Genomic DNA, 25,235 nt, shown 5'->3' on the forward strand with positions numbered 1-25,235 from the left:
TCGGGGCGCCAGCCGGCGCCCCGCGAGTCGAATCTGACAGATCGAGAATGCATGCGCAGCTACGCACGACCCCGCGCCATGGCGCCATGCGCGAGACGCGCCCTCGTGGCAGCTCCCCGACACCGGGGACTGTCTTCCGTTTCCACGCTGCTGCTGCTGGCGAGCCTGACACCGCCAGCGGCAGCGGCCAGCCACGCCGGCTGGTGGCAGGCCGCGTCGCTGCACTCGGCCACGCCGCCGCGCATCACCCTGCCGGCGCCGGCGTGGTCGGCGTCACCGGTCGCGGCCGGGACGCCGACGCCCCCGCTGGCGGACGTACAGCCGATATCGCCCCCCACCGGGTTGACCCTGGCCGAGGCGATCCGCCGCGGCCTGGCGATCAACCCATCGGTACGCGCCGCCGTGGCCGATCTCGAGAGCGCGGGTACCGAGGTCGATATCGCCCGCTGGGGCTACTACCCCGAGCTGAGCCTCTCCGCCGGGCCCGAGGACTTCCCCTTCCGCGAGTGGGGTTACGACGCCTCGGCCCGTCAGATGCTCTACGACTGGGGGCGTGTCGAGAGCCAGGTGGAAAATGCCGATGCCGCCGCCCGGGAGGCTCGCCGGGCCCTCGGCGTGGCCGAGGAGAAGGCCGCGCTCGAGATCGCCGAGAACTATCTCGATATTCTCGCCGCCCAGCGTCGGGTGACGCTGACACAGCGCTATATCGACAGCCTCACGGCACTCGACGAGCTGACCCAGGCCCGCGGTCAGCAGGGCTATACCGACCGCAGCGAGCGCGCCCGGGTGGCGCTCGACCTGGCCCAGGCGCGTGATGACCGGATCACCGCCGCCGGCGAGCTGGCCGATGCCCGGCGCCAGTTTCGCGTACTGGTGGGGCTGGCAGCCGACGACCTCACCGCGCCGGACCCGGCCACGCTGACCCGCCGGCTGGAGGCCAGCGGCACCTTGGACGACTGGATCGCCCAGGCGCCCGCCTACCGCCAGGCGCAGGCCAAGGCGGCGCAGGCCAGAGCGACCCTCGATGAAGACCTGGCCGCGCTCAAGCCGCAGCTCAATCTCGAAGGTTCACTGCAGCGGCGCCAGATCGGTGGCGACCTGCAGAACGATTCGGTGATCGGCCTGCGCCTGCGCATGGATACCCTGCAAGGGTTGGCCAGCTTCGAGCGGCCCAAGGCCTCGCGTCAGCGCCTCGAGGCCGCCACCTATCGTATCGAAGAAAGCCGCCGCGAGATTCGGCGCGAAGTCCTGACCCTGATCGAGAACGCCGAGGTCTATCGCCAGCGTCAACAAGTGCTCGTCGAGCAGGCGCGAGAGGCCGACTCGGTGGGCACGCTCTACCAGGATCAGTTCGGTGTCGGTCTGCGCGATATCAATGACCTGCTGACGATCCGCCAGGAGGCATTCAACGCACGCCGCCAGTTGATCGACGTGGAGGGCCAGCAGAAACGCATCGAGTATCGCGCCGCCGCCCAGCTCGGCCTGATTCATCCCTTGATCGCCAACGCCCTGCCGCTGCCACCCACCGCCAGCGCGGCAGCCGCCGGGAGTGATGGCGCCATGCGCCGGGAGAGCCTGCCATGACCGCCGATAGCGTTAACGACACCAACAGCACCAACAGCACCAACAGCAACAGCAGCGCCGACAGCGACCCGCTGCGCGACGGGTTGGTGCTGCTCTGCGCGCGCCTCGAGCGCCCGACCTCCGCCAGCCAGCTCGGCGATGGCCTGCCGCTGGTCCAGGGCAAGCTGCCGCTGGCAGAGGTCCCACGCGCGCTACGCCGCGCGGATGTCAGCGCGCGGGTGATGTCACGCCCGCTGGCCGGTCTCCCGGCCACCCTGCTGCCGGCGCTGCTGCTGCTCGATGACGGCAGCACGCTGCTGCTGGAGGCCCTCGACGACGCCAGCGCCGAGGTCGCCATCCCCGAGACCGGCGGCGGTATCCAGACGCTCAGCCGCGAGACGCTGGAGGCGCGCTACGCCGGTCTGGCGGTCTTCGCCCGCCCGCGCCACCGCCACGACGACCGCGCCGAGGGCTTCGCCAAGGCCGCACCCGAGCACTGGCTCAAGGGGCCGCTGCGCGCCTGCTGGCCAGCCTACGCCGAAGTGGGCATGGCCGCGCTGGCCGCCAACTTGCTGGCGATCTCGACCGCGCTGTTCGCGATGCAGGTCTACGACCGCGTGGTGCCCAACGCGGCCTTCGACACCCTCTGGGTGCTCGCCAGCGGGGTGGCTCTGGCGGTGGTGCTGGAGTTCGTGCTCAAGGGGCTACGCGCCCACCTGCTCGAGGTGATCGGCAAGCGTCTCGATCTCACCCTCTCCTCGCGCCTGTTCGCCCAGGCGACCCGGCTCAAGCTGGCGGCCAAGCCCGCCTCCACCGGCGCCTTCACCAGCCAGGTGCGCGAGTTCGAATCGGTGCGTGAGTTCTTCACCTCGGCCACCGCCGGGGCGATCAGTGATCTGCCCTTCGTGCTGGTCTTCGTACTGCTGATCGCCTGGATCGGTGGGCCCGTGGCCTGGGTACCCGTGGCCGCCATCGCCGGGATGATTCTCCCCGGGCTGCTGCTGCAGCGTCATCTGGCGCGTCTGGCGCGGGAGAACCTGCGCGAGGGCGCGGTGCGCAACGGCGTTCTGCTGGAGTCGCTGGATCAGCTCGAAACGCTCAAGGCGACCCGCGCCGAAGGGCGCAACCTGGCGCTGTGGGAGTCGCTTTCGGCACAGCTCTCCAGCGCCTCGATCCGCCTGCGCGCCACCACCAGCCTGCTCGGTCACGCCGCCTCGATGCTGCAGCAGCTCGGCTATGTCGGCATCGTCATCGTCGGCGTCTATCGCATCAGCGCGGGAGAGATGACTATCGGCGCGCTGATCGCCTGCTCGATCCTGGGCTCACGGGCGATCGCTCCGATGGCCCAGACCAGCGCCCTGCTGGCGCGCTGGCAGCACGTCAAGGCAGCGATCGAAGGGCTGGACGAGATGATGCGGGCGCCCACCGAGGGCGGCAGCGGCCAGCGCGTGCGAAAGCCCGCGCTGCGCGGCGACTACCGCCTGGAGGAGATCGTGGTGCGTCACGGAGAAGACGCCCCGCCAGCGTTGCAGATTCCGGAGCTGCGCCTGGAAGCGGGCGCCCGGGTGGCACTGCTCGGCGGCAACGGCGCCGGCAAGTCGACCCTGCTGCGGCTGCTCTCTGGCTTCGCCGAGCCGCAAGGTGGCCGGGTGATGCTGGATGACGTCAACCTGGCACAGATCGACACCGCCGACCGCCGCCGTGCCATCGGCTACCTGCCCCAGGATATCGCGCTGTTCTACGGCACCCTGCGCGACAACCTCACCCTGGATGGCGGCGGCTACAGCGACGACGAGCTGTTCCAGGCCCTCGACGGGGTCGGTCTGGGCCGCTTCGTGCGCGCGCATCCGCTAGGGCTGGAGCTGCCCATCGCTTCCAGCGGCAGCGTCTCCGGCGGCCAGCGCCAGGCGATCGGGCTGGCGCGATTGGTCCTGCAGGATCCGCGTATCGTGCTGCTCGACGAACCCACCGCCGCCTTCGACCAGGCCAGCGAGAAGCACACCGTGGCGTTCCTGCAGCGCTGGATGAGCGGGCGCACGCTAGTCGTCTCGACCCACAAGCGGCCGCTACTGGCGCTCACCGAGCGGGCCATCGTGCTGCGCGACGGCCGGCTCGCCAATCAGGGCAGCATCGAGCAGATGGTGTCGGGCAACCAGGTCGCGGGTAAACGGGAGGCCAGCTGATGTCGACACACTACGAGGACGCGCGCCTGCGCCGCGACCTGGGGGACCCCAGCGAAAGCCTGCGCCACCCGCTGGCACGCCCCACGCTCTGGGTGGTGCTGCTGGCGCTGGCGAGCTTCATCGGCTGGGCAGCCTGGGCCGAGATCGCCGTGGTCACCCATGGCGAGGGCCGGGTGGTGCCGGTCAGCCGCATCCAGACGATCCAAAGCCTGGAGGGCGGCATCATCGCGCGCATCCCGGTCAAGGAGGGGGACATCGTCGATGAGGGGCAACTGCTGGTACAGCTCAACGGCACCCGCTTCGAGAGCGCCTACCGCGAGACCCGCAATCAGGTGGTCGCGCTGCAGGCGACCGTGGCCCGGCTGCAGTCGGAGGTACTCGAGCGCGAGTCGATCGAGTTCCCCGCCGAGATCGACCCGGACAGCTCGCTGGCCCAGTCAGAGCGCGAGCTATTCCGCGCCCGGCGCGACAAGCTACGCGCCGCCACCGACTCGCTCGAGCATGAGATCGGCATGGCCAACCGCCGGCTCGCGCTGATCGAGCCGCTGGTGGCGCGTCAGGCGGTGAGCCAGATGGAGGCCCTGCAGCTGCGCCAGGATATCGCCTCGCTGCGCGGCAAGCGCGCCGAGATCCAGAACAGCTACGTGCAGGATGCCTACACCGAGCTGACCGACAAGAAAGGCGAACTCGCCTCACTCGAGCAGGTGCTGGTGCAGAAGCGCGATCAGTTCGAGCGCACCGAGATCCGCTCGCCGGTACATGGCCGGGTCAACGCCATCAACTACACCACGCGTGGCGGCGTGGTGCCGCCGGGGGAGACGATCATGGAGGTGATCCCGCTGGAGGACCGGCTGCTGATCGAAGCCAAGATCCAGCCCAGCGATGTCGCCTTTCTCGCCCCCGGCATGCCCGCCAGCGTCAAGATCACCGCCTACGATTACACCATCTACGGCGACCTGCGCGGCAGCGTGGAGCAGATTAGCGCCGACACCATCGAGGAGGAGACCCCGCGCGGCAAGGAGTCCTACTACAAGGTCTATATCCGCACCGACAGCGGCTCGCTCGAGCACGGCCGCGAGGCGCTGCCGATCATCCCCGGCATGATCGCCCAGGTGGATATCCAGACCGGAGAACGCAGCGTGATGGACTACCTGCTCAAGCCACTGCTCAAGGCGAAGCTCTACTGACCCGACCCGCACGACAGCGAACCGGGAGGCGTCGGCAGCGACGTCTCCCGGGGGCGGGTAGCGAGGTTTTCAAGGACAGAGGTCTTGAAGAGCTGGAGTTTTGAAGAGCTGTAGTTTTGACGAGCTGTAGTTTTTAAGAGCCGGAGTTTTGAAGAGCCGGGGTTCTGGAAAGGAAGTTCGAGCTCCACGCGTCTAGGCCAGAGATGCGAGAGCCGCGGCCAGAGACACGCGACTCGAGACGCTCAGCCGTGCCGCGCCAGCCATTGCCGCACTTCCTGGCGCAGCGCCTCGTCCGAGGCCCTACCCTTACGCGCCTGTCCTTCCACCGCCCGCTCGGCGTACTGGCGGGCCTCGGCGTGCTGACCCTGATCTTCCAGGTACTGCGCATAGTAGAAGTTGGTATCGATGCCGTCGGGGCGAATCTCCACCGCACGCTTCAAAAGCTCCCCTGCCTTGTCGTCGTCGCCGAAAGCGATGGGCCAGCCCGGCGCGTGCTGATAGAGCGCACCCAGGGTGACATAGGCCGAACCGTTCTCGCCCTGGGGGTCGATCTGGATCGCCCGCTCCAGCGCCTTGCGCGCCTGCTTGGCCAGATCCAGCGCCCCCAGCCCACCCTTGGCCTTGGCGTAGGAGGCCAGGACCACGCCCTGCGCCGTCAGCACGTGGGCGTTATCGGGGTAGCGTTGGGCCAGCGCATCGACCTCCTTGACCAGGCTCTCGAAGGCACGCTGCTGGGCATCTCCCTGCATCTCGTACTCGACGTTGCCCCAGCGCTGCATCAGCGGGAAGAGTTCGTTCTGCTGGGCTGCGGCGCTGCCGATCAGCCCCGCGCTCAGCACTACCCCAGCGGTGATGCCCATCATCGTCTTGGTAAAGCGTGGCATGAGTCGTCGCTCCGGTTGCGATCCTGGGGAAAATCTAACGAGCGTTTGAATGCACGGCCATTGTGTTTTAGTCGCATCCGGTTCCGAGGGAGCTTACGCGCGTGGTCGCGGCGCCGTCCGATGCGTTAATCTAAATGGCCAGCCACTGTCAGCAAGCCCCTCCAGAGACAACGCATGCAAGGACGCAACATGACCCGCTGGCGCGATCCCAAGAAGGATCCGCGCCAGGAGAAAAAGAGCAACCTGATCACCCCTCAGGGTTATGATCGATTGCAGGGTATCCATGACCATCTCTCGCGGGTCAAACGCCCCCAGCTCTCGGCCAAGGTAGGCGAAGCCGCCGCACTGGGCGACCGCAGCGAGAATGCCGACTACACCTATAACAAGAAAGAGCTCAATCGGGTCATCGCGCGCATCCGCTATTTGCGCAAGCGCCTCGACGAGCTACAGGTGGTCGATCGCTTGCCCGCAGACACTGGCAAGGTCTACTTCGGCGCGTTCGTCACCCTCGAGGACGACGACGGCGAGGAGCTGTCGATCCGTCTGGTCGGCCACGACGAGACCGACACTGCCAAGCACTGGATCAGCATCGACGCCCCGCTGGCTCAGGCCGCACTAGGCAAGGCGCTGGACGACGACGTCGTGGTCGCCGCACCGGGCGGCGAGACCCACTACATCATCACCGCGATCGACTACGCACCAGGCTGAGTCGGGCCTCGCACTAAAGCCGCCTTCAAATTTGATTGGTAACGGCCGATAGAACGCCCTGCAGGGGCGGCAGTGGCCAGGCCCGACACTCATGAGGAGCTTGCCATGTCAGCGCTCTCCGACCCTCATCAGCCCTCGGTGCTGTTCGCGCGTCAGCCGATCTTCGACAGCTCGCGTGAGATCGTCGCCTTCGAGCTGCTGTTCCGCCCCACCGACGGTGGGCCCATGCCGCTACCCTTCGACGGCAATCGCGCCACCAGTACCGTGCTGCTCAACGCCTTCACCCAGGGCGATCTGAAGACGGTGGGCCAGGGCAAGCAGCTCTATGTCAACTTCACCGCGGATACCCTGGCCGGTGAGATTCCGTTCGACAACGCGCATATGGTCGTGGAGATCCTCGAAGACACCCCCTGCACCGAAGCCGTATGCCAGCGTCTCGTGGAGCTGCGTGAAAGGGGTTTCACTCTGGCGCTGGACGACTATACCGAGCACGATGCCACCCACCCCTTCCTGCCGCTGGTGGATGTCGTCAAGCTGGAGTATCCCCACTACTCGAACGAAGAGTTCTACCGGATCATCACCCAGTTGCGCCGACACCAGCCCCATCTCAAGCTGCTGGCCGAGAAGCTCGAGACCGAAGCGGAGCTGGAGCACTGTCTCGACGCCGGCTGCGACTACTTCCAGGGCTACTTCCTGGCTCGCCCTCAGATCGTCCACGGCAAGCCGGTGACCACCGCCCGCCTGACCATCCTCAAGCTGATCACCGAACTCAACCAGCCCGATATCGGCACCCGCCATATCGCCACGACGATCGAGCGCGACCCGGCGCTCGGTATGCGCCTGCTGCATCTGGTCAATACCACGCAGTACCAGCGCCCCGGCGAGATCGATTCGCTGCACCAGGCGGTGAGGCTGGTCGGAGTTCACCGGGTGCGCAGCCTGGCCACGCTGCTGGCGCTCAGCGAGCTGAACGACAAGCCTCACTCGCTGCGCCAGCTGGCGCTGACCCGGGCCAGCCTTTGCCGGGAGCTGGCGATCGACGACCCGCTGCTCTCCGAGCGCGCTTTCATCGTCGGCCTGTTTTCTTATCTCGAGGCGTTCTTCGACCGTCCGCTGAAGGACCTGGTCGCCATCCTACCGCTGCACCCCGCGATCAACGCTGCCCTGCTGCTGCACGAAGGGCCGCTGGGCGCGCTGCTCGACACCGCGATCAAGCTGGAGCACGGCGACTGGAACGAGATCCCCTGGGCGCGACTACAAGCCCTCGGCATTCAGGCCATCGACGTCGGCGCCGCCAACCAGCGCGCGCTGAAAATCGTCGGCGAGCTGCAGGCTAGCGGCGGCTTTTGAACGCACGATAGACCCGATAACGGCGATCATCGGCGAGGGTCTCGAACTCACCGAACGCCGCCGTCAGCCAGTCGGGATACGGCAGGAAGGCGTTGACCACCAGCAGCAGCACCCCACCAGCCTCGAGATGCGCCGGCGCCTCCTCGATCAGACGTGCCGCCGGGCCATAGTCGACCGCCCGTTCCTGATGGAACGGCGGGTTGCTGACGATCAGCGCAAAACGCTCCGGCACCGCCTCGAACACATCGCTCTGACGCGTCTCCCCTTCCAACTGATTGAGCGCCAGGGTGCGCTGGGTCGCCGCCACCGCAAAGGCGCTGACATCGGTGGCCGTCACCGCCTGGCCACGGCGCGAAAGCCACGCCGCCAGGATGCCGTCGCCGCAGCCAATATCCAGGGTGGGCCCGGCAGGCAGCTCACCGCGCTCGGCGAGTATTTCCAGCGTCTCCAGCAGCAGCCGGGTGCCATCATCGAGCTTGCCGTGGCCGAACACCCCAGGGTGGGTCGCCAGCGCCAGCCCGTGGGTCTCGAAGTGCTCCCAGCCCGCCTCCGGGTCGGGCGTGGCCTCTCCCGCCTCGGTCGCGAACAGGGTGCAACGGCGGGCGTTATCCAGCTTGCGGCAGGCGTGGCCCATGGCTGCAAGCACCTTGGGCACTCGTTTGATCCCGCCCTGGTGCTCACCGACGATCTGGATCGGGGTGCCGGCGGGCAGGGTCGCGCTCAGGGTGCGTAACCACCACTCGCCCAGGGCGTGGCTCTTGGGCCAGAAGAGCACCGCCCCGGGGGGCGCCAGCGGCGGCAGCGCCAGCTCCGCGTGGGCTTCGCGCCCGGCCGCCCGCCACGCGTTCACCACGCCGAGATCGGCGCTCCACACCACGCCCTCGCCGCTCTCCAGCCAGCTATCCCGCGGCGGCGCCACCCACAGCCAGCCGCGGTAGTCCGCGTCCTGGCGCGCCAGCAGTTCACACGGGGGCGTTTGTGCCTTCATCGGCTCTCTCCTTGCAGGTGCGCGTCTCGCGGGGGTTCGCTCCCGGCGGGGACAGCGGGACGGATCAGATAGTGCAGGTAGCGGCCCAGACGCCAGTGCGGCTCGGTCTCGCAGTAGCGGCGCTCCAGCGCAATCAGCTTGGCCAGGTCGGCCTCGCTGGGCTCGCGCTCGCGCAGGTAGTCATGGAAGATGCGGACCCCGGCGACACGCTCGATCTCGAGCCCGCAGGCTTGGCACCAGCGCACGATATCGGCATGGGTCAGCGGCGAGATCGGCGTCAGCCGCTGGCGCTGACCGGTACCCGACAGGCGATCCTCCAGGGCCTTGTCGAGATTGCCCTTGACCACATTGGAAAAACGCAGCGCATCGCGGTTGAACACCATCAGCGACAGCCGCCCCTGCGGGGCCAGCAGTGCCGCGAGCTGGCGCAGCCCGGCTGCGGGGTCGGCCAGCCACTCCAGCACCGCATGACACACCACCAGTGGCCACGGCCCAGGGGCCAGCTCGCCGAGCGCCTGCAGCGGCGCCTGCAGAGCCTGCACCGGCATCGCCGACGGGGTTTGCGCCAGGGTCTCGCGAGCCCGGGCCAGCATCTCGGCGGAGGGCTCCGCCAGGGTGACCCGATGCCCCCGCGCGGCGAGCCAGGCGCTCATCTGGCCCAGGCCGCCGCCGACATCCAGTGCCGCCGAACCATCCGCCGGCAGCGCCTGCTCCAGCAGCGGCGTCAGCACCGCCAGGCGGATACGCCCACGCGCGCTGGCATACAGGCTCGAGGCGAACTTGTCGGCCAGACCGTCGAAGATACGGTCCTGCGCCACCGGCACATCGTTGCCATGGCGGTTGTCATGACGATTGCCATGCAGACCATCGGCAGGCGCGGCACTATCGGCGCGATCAGGCATGAAAAAGCTCGAACATGAACGGGCAAGCCCTGCATCCGGGAAAGCCGGGCATTGTAGCAACGCCCAAGGCGGGCGTCCCGGCGCGGCGGTCATGAGGCTATTGCCAAGGCGTATTTCCCCGCATGGACACGAGCTGGCAAGATAGCGCGCCTTCGATCCCCCCATTGAATTCCACACATGGCGATACCTACCCCATGGTGAAGCAATATCTGAGCAAGATGAAAGGCGCCCCGGTCTCGCGCCCTGCCCCCAACTGGCGCGACGCGCTGTGGTCCTGGCTCGGCGCCTTTCTGGGCATGGCCGGCGTGGGCTGGCTCAGCACCCAGGCGGCCCAGGCCCACCCGCTGCTAATGGTCGGCTCGTTCGGCGCCACCTCGGTGCTGCTCTACGCCGCACCGGAGAGCCCGCTGGCCCAGCCGCGCAATGTGCTCGGCGGCAACGTGCTCTCGGCGCTCTGCGGCTTCGTCACCTGGTCGCTACTGGGTGACGGCTGGATCGCCGCCGCGGTCGCGGTCTCCACCGCCATCCTGCTGATGCAGCTCACCCACACCCTGCACCCGCCCGGCGGCGCCACCGCGCTGATCGCGGTGATCGGCTCGGGCGAACTGCACCAACTCGGCTGGATCTACGCTTTCTTCCCGGTCGGCCTCGGCTGCATCCTGATGCTCAGCGTGGCGGTGGTGATCAACAACCTCGCCCGGCACCGGCGCTATCCGCAGCACTGGTGGTGAGGCAGCCCAGACGTTCCCCAGAGCGCAGATGACGAGCGCATCTGCGGGACTCTATCAGACACCCCACTCTTCTGCAGTGATGGCGTAGCGCTCGTGGTCGCGCCATTCGCCATCGATACGCAGGTAGCGCGGCGAGAAGCCTTCATGGCGAAAGCCCAGGGATTGCACCAGCCCGATTGAGCGGTGGTTGGTGGGTTGAATATTGGCCTCCAGCCGATGCAGGCCGTACCTATCGAAGGCGCGGGTGATCACTTCGCCCAGCGCCTGCTTCATCCATCCCCTGCCCTGGTGCGGCGCAAAGCCGTAATAGCCTAAATAGGCGGATTGCAGCGCACCGAGGACGATCTCATTCAGGTTGATACAGCCGATCAGGCTGCCATCGGGGGCGATGGCGAGATAGCTCACGTGGGTCTCTGCCGCGTAGCGGGAGAGAAAGTCGGCGTAGGCTTGCGGCGTTGCCGGCGGGAAGACCCAGCCACCCAACAGCGGCTGGCTGTGCCGAACGGCGGCCAGAAAGGCCGACTGGTGCGCCTGCGTAGGGTGAACGAGTGTCAGCGTCATTGGTGGTCGGGCCTTTTCGAGATCCAGCCTGCCCCCTGCGAGCGTTACCGAGCCAGCCAGGGGTTTGCGGGGCTGAAACGAAAATACCCGGCCCAAGGGGCCGGGTTCAAACGCAGGCCCAAACGGGCACCCACACAGGATAACGAATCTCACCGCCCGCCATAGGACCAGTTTTCTAAGACTATTTGGTCCAACTTTGTAAGAGATCTCGCACAAGGCGATGGCTGATGGACTACCCCAGGCCACCTGGCGCCGCTTTCCGAGCGGCGTCTGAGCGCTCGATGGCGCTGTGGGAGCCGGTCGAGGGCGAGCAATTTGCGAAGGCAGCGCATCGTCACGCTGTCCTGTGCGATAAGCACGGAAAATCGAGGAAAAGACTCAAGAACTCACGCTGCCGCGCAAGATAGGATTCTTAGACTTAATTCAAGCCTCTGATTTTTAGATGGAAAAAATAAAAATGCCGCTGTACCTAGGCATAAATCACCCAGCTTGGCCGGCCACCCACTTAATCGACCCACACGGTCCTAACGCGAGAGCATGGCAGTCTTCAGCTGGGAGCTTCCACTAGTTGATCACGGATAAAAAGTAGTCACAATTCCGCCGTTTCAACGTAACCGTGCAAAAAGTTAATAATCGAGTGGGCCGGATTCTCTAAGACCGAGCCATAATTCAACGTAGCGATGCAAAGTTCGTAGCGCCTCCTCATGCTCGGGATAATCGCTGGGGTCGATCATGTCACATCTTGTTTTCGCCACATCGATGCCGATGAAGTTATCAACCACCTCTCTACTGAATGTGTTGCGTGGAGTCCCTACCCGATCACCTGATGAGTGACTCATGCCACGGCTCATCATGCGTGTAGTCAAGCTTGCAAAAGCTTGGTCACTTTGGATTTCCTGTGAAACCCACTCCCGAGGCTCTTGCAAGGAACCCGAATACTGCTTCCAATGGTAAAGTAGGGAGACGAGATCCGGTTGATTCCTCAGAACGTCACCGTCCACGGCAAGGCTCTTTATCAATCTCAACCATTCTGCCTTCATCGACTCCACAGTATCGAGATCAAGTGACGGATCAAAGGCCTCCCCCCTATCCTCTTTTTGATCTGTGGGGTCATTAAGATGGATCAAAATAGCGGCGACGGACAACGCCTTGGTATGGCAAAGCGCCCTTAAGACAAGCTCACCTCGTTGGTCCTGAGGTATTCGACTCAAAAACCAGCTCGTCGCTCGCCATGCGGACACCCAAGGCGAACTGAAGGGATCTGCTTCACCCTGACCTACTAACTTCTGAGCGACGCGGAACATCCCAGGCAGTAATACAGCGGCGTTCTCAACCGGAAGACGATCGATAGACTCGTCAAGCCTCGCAGCGAGCGAAGGTAGTAGGAAGTCAGCCTCAATGGCTTCGAGCGATTCCGCGAGCCTGTTCTCCGAGGCGGTGGCATCTAGGAATTCTACGAAACGACGTTCCGAAATCTCACCAATCGCAGTCTGGAGTTCAAAATAACGTGGGAAGTAACGTGACGAACACACACGCTTCTCAGCCAGCCATCTGACGTGAAAGCCGTCTCCATAGTTCATGCCTCCGTATGCCCACTCAAGCGGGGGAAAAAGTTCTTTGAGCACATCTTGAGCAATAGAACGGTGCCGCTCCGATACGGTCTCGAGAAGCCTCTCTGCCGCGACCTTATCTACTTCTCTCCGGCCGTCGCCTTTGAATCGACTCTCTTGCAGAAGCAGCTCCCTTTCACGGAACATAGTCTCGTGGAGGTCCGGCTCGAAAACTCTGAGAGCCTCCAGAACCAAGAAGTCAACAATGTTCACTTCAAACACGTTGCCAGCCACATGTAACGGAATGTGCATGGCGATGGAGGAAATTAATCGGCGTACGTCTCGTAAGTTGCGCACTAACGGTTGGATACATCCAACGAAGGCGTTCCCCCAGCGAGTATGTGAGAACCCATTGGCTTCTGTAGCGTAGGGTCCCGCTAATTCAGAGAGTTCCTCCCCGAAGATTCGATGCACAGTCGATACCGGGACAGCAGGTAAGTCGAAGCAAGCCTGCACGACCTTCTCGAGGAAAGCGCGGCCATCGCCATCAGCAACCGGTGCGAGTGCTTGCTCTACGATGCTGGGTTGGAAGAGCAACACAAATGCGATGTTGGGTAGATTGGCATTCACCTTAACCTGCCGCAGTAGCATTCGAATCTGCTCGGGCTCAAGTCGGTCTATATCATCAACGAATACAACAAGGGGACGATCGAGTTCGCGAAGCCGTATTTCCAATGCTTCGCGGACCTTGTCAAGCGCATCACCACTGCGGTCACGTCCGAAATAGGACAGCACACGCCCCAGCAAAGATGCGCCTACCGAAAGCAAAGCGAGACATGTAGCCACCATTGCTGCCGTTGGGAGATCGAAACCTATGGTCGAGGCAATGGCGATCACTGAGACGTTTGTCAACGTCGCCGAGATGAAACTACTATAGTCCCCAGCTTTCTTTAGCGGAGCGCTGCTCCCGTTGAGAATCGCGCCATAGCGTCGCAGGGCCTCGGCGCGTGCGAGAGATGCACCTGAATACTCGCTGCCTAGGCGATCCGCTATCTGGCCGAATAGAGCGCGTGCTATGGCGTCACTGTCACCCCATTGCCAGGGGTTGAAATCAAGCCATTTCGCTCCATCGTTCCTAGCGCCGAGTCTCTCGATTATCAGATTCTTAAGGGAGGACTTGCCGAACCCCCATCCTCCCCTGATTGCGAACACCCTGCCTTCTCGCGGACTGAGCTCCGAGAGTATACAGGCAATTCGATCAGCAAAACCTACTCTCCTAAGGCGATCCTGGGACGCATTCCGGATAGGCACTTCAGTCCCAATCTCATCATTCGTCCGTTCCACCCCGGCCCCCTTTGACGCAGACTTTTTAAATTGGCGAGCGAGCCACGCCCAAAGTGACGCCAACAGCTTGGTCATTATCGCGCAGACTCCTCATAAAGAAGTTGGTCTTAGACAGCAACCCCAACCACCTCGACTGGGTGTGGTGCCTGGCCTTTGACGGCAATTAGAACATAACCAGGACTAGCTCGATAGGCATTAGACATCTTCAGGATACTCTTCAGCTCGGACTTCTGATGATCGGTTGCGCCTGAGAAAGAATGTTTGGCCTGTTTGAAATCTAAGCCCGCCCCCTCCCTTATAGCCCAGCCACTCCAAATCTCCGCCGCTGATCATTTTTTGCAACTCCGGACACCCCAACTTTCTCAGCTTGCCAAACCTTTTATCTTCAGCAGGAGACCGCCTACTATTAGACTAAAACCCCGCTACACTTAAAAATATATAAGCACTATAATGACTTACCGGGAATACATATTGCATCACTCTAACACACCCTATCTAACCCTCACTAACTTTCATCTATTAAGCCGCAAAATGCAACATTTCGCGCCATCCTATCGACCACCAAATCGCAACGCTGATCCAACACTGGCAGCACTTGTCGGCACTTGCAACGCTGCATCAAAACCGACCCATTTAATGTGCAAGCGGTAAGTCGACAGCGCAGCCACACCGCAGCCGAAATTGGCTTAGGGAAAAATGTGGCAGATATCTAGATAAATTCTTGGCGCTACCCAAGGCTCATATCAGCACCAGTGGGAGTGCAACGTACGGTTTGTCGGAGGCTGCGCAATTGCTACCTGCTTTAGCTCACGGGCCAGGCGGGGTTTTGATCGTGCGTGGCGGGATGAGATTGGCGCGGGGAGTGGTAGATGATCGAGATTGGCCACCAGTGCAACTCAGGGGGCACTGAGGCTATCGCACCCCGCTCCTATCGCGGGCTGAGCATGCTCGGGGAACCATCACTACGGTTGAGCCGATGCTTACAGACTCAGCAGTCTGGCCGCTATCTGCTTGGCTCTCTCGACCGGTTCGAGATTGCCTTCACGTAGTACGCCCATGACCGCGCCATCGATCAGTAGCTGAAAATCGCGGGCGAGTTCTTCGCTCGGAGAATGGCCGGCTTGCTCGAGCTGGCGAGCAATGATCTCTATCTGAGCCAGCTTGTGCGCTCTGGCAATGCGGTGGGTCTCGCTGCCCCGGTCGGCGGCTTCGACCATGGCGTTGATAAAGGCACAGCCCCGAAAGTCGGCTTGCCCGTAGCGCTCGGCGACCACGTCGAACACATCCAAAGGTGAACCATCGCTTCCGGCAAGAGCTGCCTCGAAGGCGGCCAGGGCCCTCTCATTGCGGTGGCGTAGCACGGCATGCACCAGGGCGTCCTTGCTGTCGAAGTGACGGTAGAAGGAGGCACGCCCCACGCCAGAGGCATCGATCAATTCGCTGATGCCGACCGCCTGGATGCCGCGCTGATAGAAGAGCGCTTCCGCTGTCGCTATCAGTCGTTCACGCGCCTGTGTCGCCATGGCTTATCCCTTCTGTGAGATTGACATGGGATGGTAATGATCAGTACCGTCTCACGCAAACGGTACTGATCGGTTCCGATCAACGATAGCGGCATGCCACGGTCGTTGTCGCTGTGAGAGCCCCTGCTCAGAGACGAAGAGGCCCATGTCGCCACTCACCACGCTCGCCATGACGGCAATGCTGTTGTTCGGCTCTCCAGGGCCGGGCCCCATGACCATCGTGGCGACATCCGCCACCTTTGGGGTGCGCAAGACGCTCTCGCTCTACGTGGGCATTCTGACCGGGCTGGCGATATCCATGGTGGCCGCTGCCCTGGGTCTGGCGGCGCTGCTGGCAGCCTGGCCAAGCGCAAAGCTGACACTACAGATCGTGGGCGGGCTCTACGTGCTCTACCTCGCTTACCGCATTGCGACCACGCCACTCGACACCCGCGCAGCCGAAGGCGCCCGCCTGACGATGCGCGATGGTGTCCTGCTCAATGTACTCAACCCGAAGTCCTACGCGGTGTTACTGGTGATCTATTCGCAGTTTCTGCTGCCGATCTCGCCAGCGACCATCGCTTATGTGGCCACCATGGGGGTTTGCCTGGCGGTTGCTGTGTTCACCAATATCTTCTGGATGTGCGTCGGCGGCGCCATCCGGCCCCTTGTGCAGCGCCCTCTCTTCTCCCGGTTGCTACGCCTCACCTTCGCCCTGCTGATGATCGGCGCTGTCTTCTGGGCCTTCATACAGAGTTGAGCTCTCTTGATGTTCCAAGAGATCCATGGCCGATACGGCCTGGTCGATTCGATCTTTCTAATACGTAGCGGCACGTGGGTATGCAGCTGCGCGCCGAACGGAGAGCCATACTTCACTGCATAACCCTGCGTATGCCGATTCTGGTGGGGACTAGCGAATAGCAAAAAAGTGGGGCAACGAGGAAGGTCACTTGGTGCCCCCGATAGGATTCGAACCTATGACCTGCCCCTTAGGAGGGGGCCGCTCTATCCAGCTGAGCTACGGGGGCGTGGTGGCGAGACGGCATGGCGCCGCTGTTTCCAAGCGGCGCACAGTATAAGCGCCGGATTCTCCGAGATAAACCCGTTGTGGCCCCGAGTGCCGCCGGCCCGGGCTGTACGGCAGATGGTCCGGCACTCAGCGGGTGCCGAGCAGACCGCGCCAGCGCGCCGGAGAGAGGCCATAGGTCCGCCCGAAGGCGCGGGTCATATGGCTCTGGTCAGCGAAGCCGGCGGCATGCGCCGCCTCGGCCAGGCCAGTGCCTGCGGCGATCTGCTGGCGGGCGAGCGCTAGCCGGCGCTGGGTCAGATAGCGGTAGGGGCTGGTGCCGAAGAGCGCGCGAAAATTCCGCGACAGCGTCCAGCGCGGCTGGCCGGCGATGGCTTCCAGCTCATCCAGCGAGACGCCGTCCAGCAGCGCCGCGTCGAGCCGTTCCCGCACCCGCTGCGCGGCACCATAGTCGGGCAAGCGCTTGGGCGGGCCGCGGCGGGCATCTCCGTTGGCGGCCAGGGCATCGGCCAGCTCGGCGATGCCGTCGCTCTCCTCCAGTGGGTCGAGCGCGCCGTCGAGGCTGGCCAATAGCGTCTGCACTGCCGTGGCAAGTCGCGGCTCGCGGCAGAGCCCGCCAGCCACGAACGGCAGCGGCTGCCCGCCCAGGGCACCCTGGATCAGCGCTGGCTCGATATAGAGCATGCGGTAGTGAAACCCACGGGCGTCGCCGGCATGGCCGTCGTGGGGTTCGTCCGGGTGCAGCACCAGCACCGTGCCGGGCAGGCTATGGCGATAGCCACGGCGGTAGTGGAAGCTCTGCACGCCGTTCAGGGTCAGGCCGATGGCGAAGCTGTCGTGCCGGTGCATGTCGTAGGCATGCCCCTGGAAGCGCGCTTCGATTCGCTCCAGCCGCGATGTCGGCGATGCGATCAGCCAATCACTCGTCCGTCTTCCTTCCGCCTCTGCCATGTCATCTCCTCAGCGCAGTGCTGCCCAGACATCGCTATACCAGACATCGCTATACCAGACATAGTCACGCAACATCAGGATCGCCACGACCACCAGCAGCAGCGCCATCAGCCGATGGCACAGGCGGAACACCTCGACCCGGGCGATACGCCGGCCAATCAGATGGCCGGCCAGCGCGTAGAGCGCGGGTGCCCCGCCGCCGCCCAGGGCGATCGCCGCCGAACATGCCAGCAGCTCGCCACCGGCGATGCCGCGCCCCGGGAACATCACCGTGGCGATGGGGATCACCACCAGCGAGTTCTTGGGGTTGAGCAGCTGCATCAGAAAGCCATCGCGAAACATCAGCCTGGCGGCGGGCGCTGTCTGCGCATCGAGCGACACCGGCGCGCGGTACACCTTGACCGCCAGGTAGAGAATGTAGGCGCTACCGGCGAAAGCGATATAGGGCAGCACACGCTGGACCACGAATAGCTGCCCGGCAAAGCCAATCACCACGAACCAGACGAACATCGCCAGGGCCACTCCCAGGAAAAACCCCAGGCTCTCCCGCGGCGAGCGCGTGAGCCCGGCGTTGAGCCCCAGCAGGTTGACCGGCCCCGGGGTGTACATGACGGTAAAGGCGTACAGCACGATCTCCATGATTGACTCGCTGCCTCTCGGTTCCGTTCACATGAATGCGTCGCCAGTGTGAAGGCGCCCGAGGGAGCGGTATTGAACGATCGTGCAGTCGTGTACTTGCCGCGCCGCTCTCAGCTAGCGTCGCTCGAAATCAGCAGGCGCAGCGCCTCGCGGTTCTCGATCATATCCGCCAGCACGTAGCCATCCAGCACCTGCATGAACGCCTGCTGGGCGGACCACAGCACGTGCTTGAGCCGGCAGGCGGGGTCGATCGGGCAGGTCGAGTTGGGCCCGAAGCACTCCAGCAGTTCGAGGTTCTCGGTCTGTCGAATCAGCGCGCCGATATTGATCTCTTCGGGCGGACGATTCAGGCGCAGGCCGCCGCCCCGCCCGCGCAGGCTGGAGACATAGCCCAACTGCACCAGCGTCTGCGAGACCTTGGCCAGATGGTGCCCGGAAATACCGTAGTGGCCCGCCGCCGATTGCACGGTCGCGGGCATGTCATCGCCCCGGATCGCCAGATAGATCAGCAGCCGCAGCGCGTAGTCGGTGTGCGTGGTGAGTTTCATGATCGCTTGACAGTCATAAAGTGGTAAATGATACTCCAGTTTAAATTGGTAGATGACATACCAATTAAGAAACGCTGGTGCCAGCCGCCAGCCTTACCCGCCATCGGGGAGTCACCATGCTCAGTCCAGACCAGATCGCCACCGTCAAGCAGACCATTCCCGTGCTCGAGGCTCATGGGGAAACATTGACCCGCCATTTTTACACTCGCATGTTCGCGCACAATCCCGAAGTGAAGCCTTACTTCAATCCCGCGCATCAGCGCGAGGGCGCGCAGCAACGGGCCCTGGCGGGGGCGATCCTGGCCTACGCACGCCATATCGATGATACGGCCGCGCTGGCGCCGGCGGTGGAGGTGATCGCGCACAAGCATGCCTCGCTGACCATTCGCCCGGAGCACTATCCCATCGTGGGTGAAAACCTGATCGCCTCGATCCAGGAGGTTCTGGGCGATGCCGCCACACCGGAGATCATTGACGCCTGGAAGGCAGCTTACGCCCAGCTGGCTGCGGTGTTCATCGGCCGCGAGCATGAACTCTACACTCAGCAGCGCGAGACCCAAGGCTGGTCCGGCTTTTTGGCGTTCACCATCGTACGCCGCCAGGCGGAGAGCGAGAACATCGTCTCGCTCTATCTGGCGCCGAGCGACGGCCGCAAGCTGCCGACCCACGTAGCCGGTCAATACGTGACCCTGCGGCTGGCGGATGCGGCAGGCAACTGGCTCATGCGCCAGTACAGCCTCTCCAATGCCCCCGGCAGCGAAACCTATCGCCTCAGCATCAAGCACGAGACGGGTAGCGCCGAGCAGCCGGCAGGCCAGGTATCGCCACAGATTCATGCCACGCTCGCCGAGGGGGATCAGGTCGAGCTCACACCGCCCTATGGCACCTTCGAACTCACGCTGCCGGAAGACCCGGCCCGCCCGGTGGTGCTGATCGGCGGTGGTGTGGGGATTACCCCGCTGATCTCGATGGCGCATGCTGCCCTGGCCGCGTCACCGAAGCGGCAGGTGGTGATGATCCAGCTTGCCCGGCACGCCGGTGTGCGCGCCTTTGGCGGAGAGCTGGCGGCACTGGCCCGGGCACACGCCAACTTTTCGCTGCATCTGTGTTACGACGAACCGCGCGCCGATGAGCCCGCCGACTCGGTGGCCGAAATCAAGCATGGCCTGCTGGAAGCGGCAGATCTCGCTACCTGGGTGGGTGACTCGGCGGCCAGCTACCATGTGTGCGGGCCGCTGCCGATGATGCGCGCGCTGGACCGGCTATTGGCCGAACAGGGGGTGAGCGCGGAGAACCGCCACTACGAGTGCTTCGGCCCAGGGCAGATGCTGGCGAGTTGATCCCGCCGTGTCGGGTGAAAGACCGGATAAAAGAGAAAGGCCGGGTAATACAGAAGGACTCAGTGAAGGTAAACGATTCAGCTAAATAGGTGACCCGTGAACCCACGATACGCTTCGACACAGGCGCTGTTTCAGGCGCTGACGCTGCCGCTGCTGCAGGCGCCCATGGCCGGCACGGCCACCCCCGAGTTGGCAGCGGCGGTCTCCAATGCCGGCGCGCTGGGCGGGCTGGGCCTGGGGGCCGCGACCCCAGCGGCGGCACATGCGGCGATTCTCCGCACCCAGGCGCTGACTGCACGCCCCTTCCAGGTCAACCTGTTCTGCCATGCAGCGCCGGCACGCGACAGCGAGGCCGAGTCGCGCTGGATCGAACGCGCCCGGCCGCTGTTCGAGACCTTCGGCAGCACACCACCGCCAGCGCTGGAGGAGATCTATCGCCCTTTTCAGCTCGACCCGGCAATGCTGGAGGTGCTGCTGGAAACCCGCCCGGCCGTGGTCAGTTTCCACTTCGGTCTACCCACGCCAGCACAGATCGAGGCACTGCGCCGCGCAGGCTGCCTGCTTCTGGCCACCGCGACATCCCTGGACGAGGGGCGCCGGATCGCCGCCAGTGGCCTGGATGCGATCATCGCGCAAGGGTGGTCGGCGGGTGGGCACCGCGGCATCTTCGACCCCGAAGGCAACGATGAAGGTCTCTCCACCGAGGCGCTGACGCGCCGACTGGTGGCGGAATTCGAACCGCCGATCATTGCCGCCGGTGGACTGATGGATGGCGTGGATATCGCCCGGGCGCTGTCGTGGGGAGCCAGCGCGGCGCAGCTGGGTACGGCCTTTATCGGCTGCCCGGAGAGCGCCGCGGACCCGGCCTACCGAGAGCGCCTGGCAGCCGGGGGCAAGACCGTCATGACCCGGGCGATTTCCGGGCGCCCGGCGCGCTGCCTGGAGAACGGTTTCACGGCCTGGGCGCGGGATGCGCAGGCAGACGAGGTACCCGCCTACCCTTGCGCCTATGACCTGGGCAAGGCACTGAATGCCGCCGCCAAGGCCAGCGGCGATGGCACCTACGGCGCCCAGTGGGCGGGCACCGGGGCCGACCGCGCGCGAATGCTGCCCGCGGCGGCCCTGATCGAGACGATCGACGCAGAGTGGCGCCAGGCCAGCCGAGGCTAGGCTAGGCTTTTTGCAGCTCGCTATGCAGCTTCAGCACACGCGAGCCATCCTCCTGCTTGATCAGATACGCTGGGTTGGCCTTGGAGCCCTTACGGGTGACTTCGCTGCCCTGCAGCTTACGCGTCACCGGCTCGTGAAAACGTTTGGTCACCTGCCCCTCGGCCCAGTTCGGCCCCCACTTCCACTTGACCCACTCACGCTGCTTGAAGGTAGACGTCGACATTGCCAGCTCTCCGTTTCCAGCTCTGCACGAATTGTACTCCTAATTATACTTGTACAAGTTTTGGGAGTATGCCACTCTGCCATCACGCCGCAAGGATTGTGGCTACTGGAGTCAGCATCGGATGCTGGAACCACCTGGCAAGGATTGCCACCTTTGAGTACCGCCGGTCAGGAAGATCGGCGGCTGGATGCCGAGGAAGGCCCCAAAATGAAACACGATATTGCCTGTCACCGCTGTGGCCACGACCAGGGTCACTCCACCGACACCGCCCAGGATTGGGACGAGATCATCTGCGTCGGTTGCGGCGAGTTCATCGCCACACGCGACCACAACGCCACCTTTGGTTCGCATAACCATCGCCTTCACACGTTGAGCCTCTCCGTTGAGACGCTGGTGCGCATGGCCCGCGAAGAGCCGGGCGATGCCAGCTTCACCGGCATCACCGGGGAGGCGGCATGAGCGCGGTGCGTCTCGATGTCAGGTGCTGGGTCTGCGGCCACGACCGATTCGATGTGTCGCTCACGCCAGAGCGAGCCATCTGCGAGCGCTGCAACGCCCACCGCCAGTTGGGGCGTTCACGGCCCGCTGCCGCCTTCGGCGCGCATCGCGCTACTGACGCCGCGGTCATCGATGGGCAGCACAGCTCACAGCGTGCGGGCGCCGGGCGCTGAGCCCCAAGGGGTCTCGATACCTCGGTGAGTATCGTACTATCGGCGGTCGCTCGCCCCTGCTTCTCAGCACGCGCGGGCGTCGAATGACTTTTTCTCTGATCAGCGAAAATATCGTTTGACACTTCAGGCCCAAAGCTGCACCCTGAGGCAGGTAGGTAGCAAGTCGCATATTGTCAGTCGCAGTCGAGTCAATCGGTAGCCTGGTTATATCCCCTTGTTTTGCCCACTAATTCGGGTATTACCCGGCAACTTTTGAGCGCAAGCTCACGTATTGAGGAATTCGACACATGGCAACTGGCACCGTTAAGTGGTTCAACGACTCCAAGGGCTTTGGCTTCATCACTCCGTCCGAAGGCGGCGACGACCTGTTCGCACACTTCTCTGAAATCCAAGCGAGCGGCTTCAAGTCGCTGCAGGAAGGCCAGGAAGTCTCCTTCGACGTGACTCAAGGCAAAAAAGGTCTGCAGGCTTCCAACATCAAGCCGCTCTGATCTCGCTAGCCCTGCGCCACGGCGCAAGATAGCATCGACGAAGCCCGCATCTGCGGGCTTCGTTGCGTTTGGGCCTCGAGTTTGGGCCTCGACTCTCAATCGAGGCGACGGATCCACTGGCGCACCCGCCAGCGCTGCAGCCGGCTGGCATAGCGCCTGGTATCGATGGAGACCGGTACCAGCACGCAGGTATCCCCGTCTTCCTCATGCTCCATGCGAAAGCGGCGAGCGGCACCAATGGGATGGTCCTCGCTACCGTAGATCGCCACTACCCGCACATCGAGATGGTGCAGCTTGGCCCCGTTACTGGTATGCCCCTGAGCGAAGTCGATATCGTGGCCGCGGCAGATCTGCTGGATGATCGCGCGGAAGGTACCGATATGGCTGAAGCTGCCGGAGAGCATAGGCCCCTGGCTGGAAACGTGCTGACTGTCGGACTCCGCCTCTCGCAGATAGTTGACCTCTTCATCGATCAGATCCTTGGTCAACCACCCTTCACTGGTGTGCAGAGAGACGATCACGTGCTCGAGAAAGATCGGCTCGGAACTCATGTTGCTGATCAAGCAGCGCGCCCCGAGGCCGTTGCCATGGCCCCGGTTGATGATGATCCTGGGCCGCCGAGTACGCGCGAAATTGCGGTAGAGAATCTGGGCGTAAAAGACCCAGACAAACAGCGTGAGCAGGCTGCTCACGGCGGTAATCGCCCGGCTGTTCTGTGCGAACCACTCCATATATCGGCACCTCCTTATTAAAGTGCCGCCACTCTAGGTCCTCTCCACCGGGCGCTACGATAACCTATGTGGTCCTTTGCCACGTGCTTGCGCAATACCGGCCTCCGGCCCCGTCGTACCGGGCTTCCCAAGCTGTCAATAGCCAATATCCTACAACAATACACGCAAATTACTTACATTAACTTATCTTTACAATAAGGCGCTCTTTCATTAAGGTGGCCGCCGATCTTCACGAGCGACTTCCAATCAGCGCCTGATGAATCGAAGAGACGGCCAACGCCAATACGCCGCCAAAAAAAGCAAAAAGGGAACCTCCTACGTGACGTTCAAAGCCACGCTCTCCGCCCTACTCGCACTGGGTACTCTCGCCCTGACCGGCTGCGCCTCCATCGTCGGCGACAGCAATCAAACGATCGCCATTTCCAGCACCCCGTCACAGGCGCATATCGCCATCGTCGACGAGACCGGCAAGCAGGTCTTCGAGGGCCAGACCCCGACCACCGTGACCCTGGCCAAGAGCGATGGCTCCTACTGGGGCGGCAAGGACTACCGGCTCTCCCTCGACAAGCCCGGCTATGCGCCGCTGACGCTTAACATCAGCAGTTCGCCCAACGGCTGGTATCTGGCCGGTAACCTGGTCTTCGGCGGCCTGATCGGCTGGTTCGTGGTCGACCCCTTCTCGGGCAAGATGTATTCGCTCAGCCCGGATGCGGTGGACGCCACCCTGGGAACCGCGGTCTCCTCCACCAGTGACGATGGGCACAAGCTCAACGTGGTGCTGCTCGAAGACGTGCCACAGTCGCAACGCGGCAACCTGCGCTACCTGGGCCAGATCTGACAGGCCCAAGCCGGGGGCAGAGAACCGCCCCCGGCATTGCCCGCGACATTTCGTGCCCACCCGCCACGGCGCTATACTCGTCTGCCCTGTCACTCCCCAGCGACGCCGAGCGCCATGCATTTCGATCTCGCCGATCTTCGTATCTTCGTTCATGTCGCCGAGGCCCGAAGCCTGACCGCCGGCGCCAGCCGCGCGCACCTCTCCACCGCCGCGGTCAGCGGGCGGATCAAGTCTCTCGAACAGCAGCTCGATAGCCGCCTGTTCTATCGCAGCGCCCAGGGCGTGGAGCTGACGCCCGCCGGAGAGCGCCTGCTGCACCATGCACGCCTGATCCTGCGACAGGTGGAGCGGGTCAAGAGTGACTTCTCCGCCTACGCCGATGGCGCCAGCGGGCATCTGCGCATCTTCGCCAACACCACTGCGGTGATCGAGTTCATGCCCGAGGTGCTGGCCGAATTTTTGGCCACCCGGCCTGGTGTGACCGTCGATCTGCAGGAGCGCATGACCAGCGATATCATTCGCGGCGTGCTCGATGGCACCGCCGACATGGGGGTTCTCGGCATCATGGTAGGCATGGAGGTGCCGCCGCGGCTACGCTCGCTGCCCTTCAGCCGCGACCGGCTGGTTCTGGCCACTCCGTGGGAACACCCGCTGGCGACCCGCGACGCGGTGACTTTCGAGGATGCGCTCGACTTCCCGCATGTCGGGCTCCACGAGGGCAGCACGCTGTTTCATTTCCTGCAGGTGAAAGCGCTCGAACTCGGCCTGCCGTTGCCGGTGCGTATTCAGGTGTTCGGCTTCGAGTCGGCCTGCCGCATGATCGAGGCCGGGGTCGGCGTGGGGATCATTCCCGAGTCCTGCGCGCGGCGCTATCAGGCCAGCATGAAGCTGCAGGTACGCCATCTCGGCGATGCCTGGGCCTACCGCGAGCGCACGCTGCTGATTCGTGACGAGGGCGTGCTACCCGGCTGCGCTCAGGAGCTACTGGATACCATTCTGAATGGTGAGGTGGGCCCACTCGGCGAGCCGCCGGCCTCCTGAGGCAGTTCTAGAGGCCGTCACCCAAGACCGCCGACCTTCCTCTCAGGGCTTTCTCAAAGACCTTTCCCTAAAACCTGCTCCAGAGTGAAGGCATTCGGGTGAGAGCGTCCGG

At 63.8% G+C, this 25,235-nt stretch carries 25 protein-coding genes and 1 tRNA gene; 14 read left to right on the forward strand and 12 right to left on the reverse strand.

Translation table 11 applies throughout. The features are described from left to right. Positions 1-105: 105 nt before the first annotated feature. The 3 genes from QO259_RS12000 to QO259_RS12010 are packed head-to-tail and all read left to right on the forward strand — an operon-like array spanning position 106 to position 4,933. Positions 106-1,584: a TolC family protein gene (locus tag QO259_RS12000; RefSeq protein WP_285950134.1), complete on the forward strand. Its 1,479-nt coding sequence runs from the start codon at positions 106-108 to the stop codon at positions 1,582-1,584. Continuing rightward, complete coding sequence (locus QO259_RS12005) at positions 1,581-3,746, forward strand: type I secretion system permease/ATPase (RefSeq protein WP_285950135.1); 2,166 nt, start codon at positions 1,581-1,583, stop codon at positions 3,744-3,746. The genes QO259_RS12000 and QO259_RS12005 overlap by 4 nt, the downstream gene beginning before the upstream one ends. Continuing rightward, positions 3,746-4,933 carry an HlyD family type I secretion periplasmic adaptor subunit gene (locus tag QO259_RS12010; RefSeq protein WP_207031819.1) on the forward strand — a complete coding sequence of 396 codons (1,188 nt, stop codon included), beginning with the start codon at positions 3,746-3,748 and terminating at the stop codon, positions 4,931-4,933. Before QO259_RS12005 ends, QO259_RS12010 begins: the two co-directional genes overlap by 1 nt. Positions 4,934-5,175: 242 nt before the next feature. Here the strand turns inward: QO259_RS12010 and QO259_RS12015 are convergent, their stop codons facing one another. Further along, the gene (locus tag QO259_RS12015; RefSeq protein WP_285950136.1) at positions 5,176-5,817 is read right to left on the reverse strand and encodes a tetratricopeptide repeat protein; all 642 of its coding nucleotides are present in this window, start codon (positions 5,815-5,817) and stop codon (positions 5,176-5,178) included. Between the two features lie 174 nt (positions 5,818-5,991). Between QO259_RS12015 and greB the strand changes: the two genes are divergently transcribed. Both greB and QO259_RS12025 read left to right on the forward strand, forming a co-directional pair. Then, positions 5,992-6,525: a transcription elongation factor GreB gene (gene greB / locus QO259_RS12020; RefSeq protein ID WP_207031831.1), complete on the forward strand. Its 534-nt coding sequence runs from the start codon at positions 5,992-5,994 to the stop codon at positions 6,523-6,525. Between the two features lie 105 nt (positions 6,526-6,630). Beyond that, positions 6,631-7,875 carry an EAL and HDOD domain-containing protein gene (locus tag QO259_RS12025; protein ID WP_285950137.1) on the forward strand — a complete coding sequence of 415 codons (1,245 nt, stop codon included), beginning with the start codon at positions 6,631-6,633 and terminating at the stop codon, positions 7,873-7,875. Here the strand turns inward: QO259_RS12025 and QO259_RS12030 are convergent. Further along, positions 7,859-8,863 (reverse strand): methyltransferase, encoded by a 1,005-nt coding sequence (locus QO259_RS12030; protein WP_285950138.1) that lies wholly within the window; start codon positions 8,861-8,863, stop codon positions 7,859-7,861. The two genes, QO259_RS12025 and QO259_RS12030, sit on opposite strands and share 17 nt — an antisense overlap. Then, entirely contained in the window at positions 8,860-9,765 is a 906-nt protein-coding gene (locus QO259_RS12035) for a methyltransferase domain-containing protein (protein WP_285950139.1), read from the reverse strand. Before QO259_RS12035 ends, QO259_RS12030 begins: the two co-directional genes overlap by 4 nt. A 194-nt stretch (positions 9,766-9,959) precedes the next feature. Here QO259_RS12035 and QO259_RS12040 point away from each other — a divergent pair, with 194 nt between their 5' ends. Beyond that, complete coding sequence (locus QO259_RS12040; RefSeq protein WP_285950140.1) at positions 9,960-10,496, forward strand: HPP family protein; 537 nt, start codon at positions 9,960-9,962, stop codon at positions 10,494-10,496. Between the two features lie 54 nt (positions 10,497-10,550). Here the strand turns inward: QO259_RS12040 and QO259_RS12045 are convergent, their stop codons facing one another. The 3 genes from QO259_RS12045 to QO259_RS12055 all read right to left on the reverse strand — a co-directional run bounded on the left by QO259_RS12045 (position 10,551) and on the right by QO259_RS12055 (position 15,474). After that, positions 10,551-11,057 (reverse strand): GNAT family N-acetyltransferase, encoded by a 507-nt coding sequence (locus QO259_RS12045; RefSeq protein ID WP_285950141.1) that lies wholly within the window; start codon positions 11,055-11,057, stop codon positions 10,551-10,553. Positions 11,058-11,683: 626 nt separating this feature from the next. Beyond that, entirely contained in the window at positions 11,684-14,026 is a 2,343-nt protein-coding gene (locus QO259_RS12050) for a KAP family P-loop NTPase fold protein (RefSeq protein WP_285950142.1), read from the reverse strand. A gap of 905 nt (positions 14,027-14,931) precedes the next feature. Then, positions 14,932-15,474 carry a TetR/AcrR family transcriptional regulator gene (locus QO259_RS12055; RefSeq protein ID WP_285950143.1) on the reverse strand — a complete coding sequence of 181 codons (543 nt, stop codon included), beginning with the start codon at positions 15,472-15,474 and terminating at the stop codon, positions 14,932-14,934. Positions 15,475-15,619: 145 nt separating this feature from the next. Between QO259_RS12055 and QO259_RS12060 the strand changes: the two genes are divergently transcribed. Further along, positions 15,620-16,213: a LysE family translocator gene (locus tag QO259_RS12060; protein ID WP_285950144.1), complete on the forward strand. Its 594-nt coding sequence runs from the start codon at positions 15,620-15,622 to the stop codon at positions 16,211-16,213. A 191-nt stretch (positions 16,214-16,404) separates the two neighbouring features. Here the strand turns inward: QO259_RS12060 and QO259_RS12065 are convergent. The 4 genes from QO259_RS12065 to QO259_RS12080 all read right to left on the reverse strand — a co-directional run bounded on the left by QO259_RS12065 (position 16,405) and on the right by QO259_RS12080 (position 18,618). Further along, positions 16,405-16,481 (reverse strand) — tRNA-Arg (locus QO259_RS12065). Between the two features lie 128 nt (positions 16,482-16,609). Further along, a complete protein-coding gene (locus tag QO259_RS12070; protein WP_285950145.1) occupies positions 16,610-17,431 on the reverse strand; it encodes an AraC family transcriptional regulator in 822 nt (273 codons plus the stop codon). 9 nt (positions 17,432-17,440) lie between these two features. Further along, a complete protein-coding gene (locus QO259_RS12075; protein ID WP_285950146.1) occupies positions 17,441-18,070 on the reverse strand; it encodes a LysE family translocator in 630 nt (209 codons plus the stop codon). 110 nt (positions 18,071-18,180) lie between these two features. Then, positions 18,181-18,618 (reverse strand): RrF2 family transcriptional regulator, encoded by a 438-nt coding sequence (locus tag QO259_RS12080; protein ID WP_035475983.1) that lies wholly within the window; start codon positions 18,616-18,618, stop codon positions 18,181-18,183. A gap of 116 nt (positions 18,619-18,734) precedes the next feature. Between QO259_RS12080 and hmpA the strand changes: the two genes are divergently transcribed. Further along, positions 18,735-19,958, forward strand: coding sequence for an NO-inducible flavohemoprotein (hmpA, locus tag QO259_RS12085; protein WP_285950147.1), 1,224 nt, complete (start codon positions 18,735-18,737; stop codon positions 19,956-19,958). Between the two features lie 96 nt (positions 19,959-20,054). Then, a complete protein-coding gene (locus QO259_RS12090; RefSeq protein WP_285950148.1) occupies positions 20,055-21,128 on the forward strand; it encodes an NAD(P)H-dependent flavin oxidoreductase in 1,074 nt (357 codons plus the stop codon). A gap of 1 nt (position 21,129) precedes the next feature. Here QO259_RS12090 and QO259_RS12095 read toward each other — a convergent pair whose 3' ends face one another. Then, positions 21,130-21,351, reverse strand: coding sequence for a hypervirulence associated TUDOR domain-containing protein (locus QO259_RS12095; RefSeq protein WP_035475979.1), 222 nt, complete (start codon positions 21,349-21,351; stop codon positions 21,130-21,132). A gap of 207 nt (positions 21,352-21,558) precedes the next feature. Between QO259_RS12095 and QO259_RS12100 the strand changes: the two genes are divergently transcribed. The 3 genes from QO259_RS12100 to QO259_RS12110 all read left to right on the forward strand — a co-directional run bounded on the left by QO259_RS12100 (position 21,559) and on the right by QO259_RS12110 (position 22,513). Next, entirely contained in the window at positions 21,559-21,810 is a 252-nt protein-coding gene (locus QO259_RS12100; protein WP_285950149.1) for a hypothetical protein, read from the forward strand. Then, entirely contained in the window at positions 21,807-22,022 is a 216-nt protein-coding gene (locus QO259_RS12105; RefSeq protein ID WP_285950150.1) for a hypothetical protein, read from the forward strand. Before QO259_RS12100 ends, QO259_RS12105 begins: the two co-directional genes overlap by 4 nt. 287 nt (positions 22,023-22,309) lie before the next feature. Beyond that, positions 22,310-22,513: a cold-shock protein gene (locus QO259_RS12110; protein ID WP_035475974.1), complete on the forward strand. Its 204-nt coding sequence runs from the start codon at positions 22,310-22,312 to the stop codon at positions 22,511-22,513. Positions 22,514-22,608: 95 nt separating this feature from the next. On the opposite strand, the gene QO259_RS12115 is transcribed toward QO259_RS12110, so the two are convergent. Then, on the reverse strand, positions 22,609-23,244 hold the full coding sequence (locus QO259_RS12115; RefSeq protein ID WP_285950151.1) for a hypothetical protein: 636 nt from the start codon (positions 23,242-23,244) through the stop codon (positions 22,609-22,611). Positions 23,245-23,563: 319 nt separating this feature from the next. On the opposite strand from QO259_RS12115, the gene QO259_RS12120 reads away from it, so the two are divergent. Further along, positions 23,564-24,082 (forward strand): hypothetical protein, encoded by a 519-nt coding sequence (locus tag QO259_RS12120; RefSeq protein WP_285950152.1) that lies wholly within the window; start codon positions 23,564-23,566, stop codon positions 24,080-24,082. Between the two features lie 114 nt (positions 24,083-24,196). After that, positions 24,197-25,123, forward strand: a complete 927-nt coding sequence (locus QO259_RS12125) for a LysR family transcriptional regulator (protein WP_285950153.1) — start codon at positions 24,197-24,199, stop codon at positions 25,121-25,123. The last annotated feature ends 112 nt before the right edge of the window (positions 25,124-25,235 follow it).

It is taken from the genome of Salinicola sp. JS01 (genome assembly GCF_030284585.1).
Lineage (GTDB): Bacteria > Pseudomonadota > Gammaproteobacteria > Pseudomonadales > Halomonadaceae > Salinicola.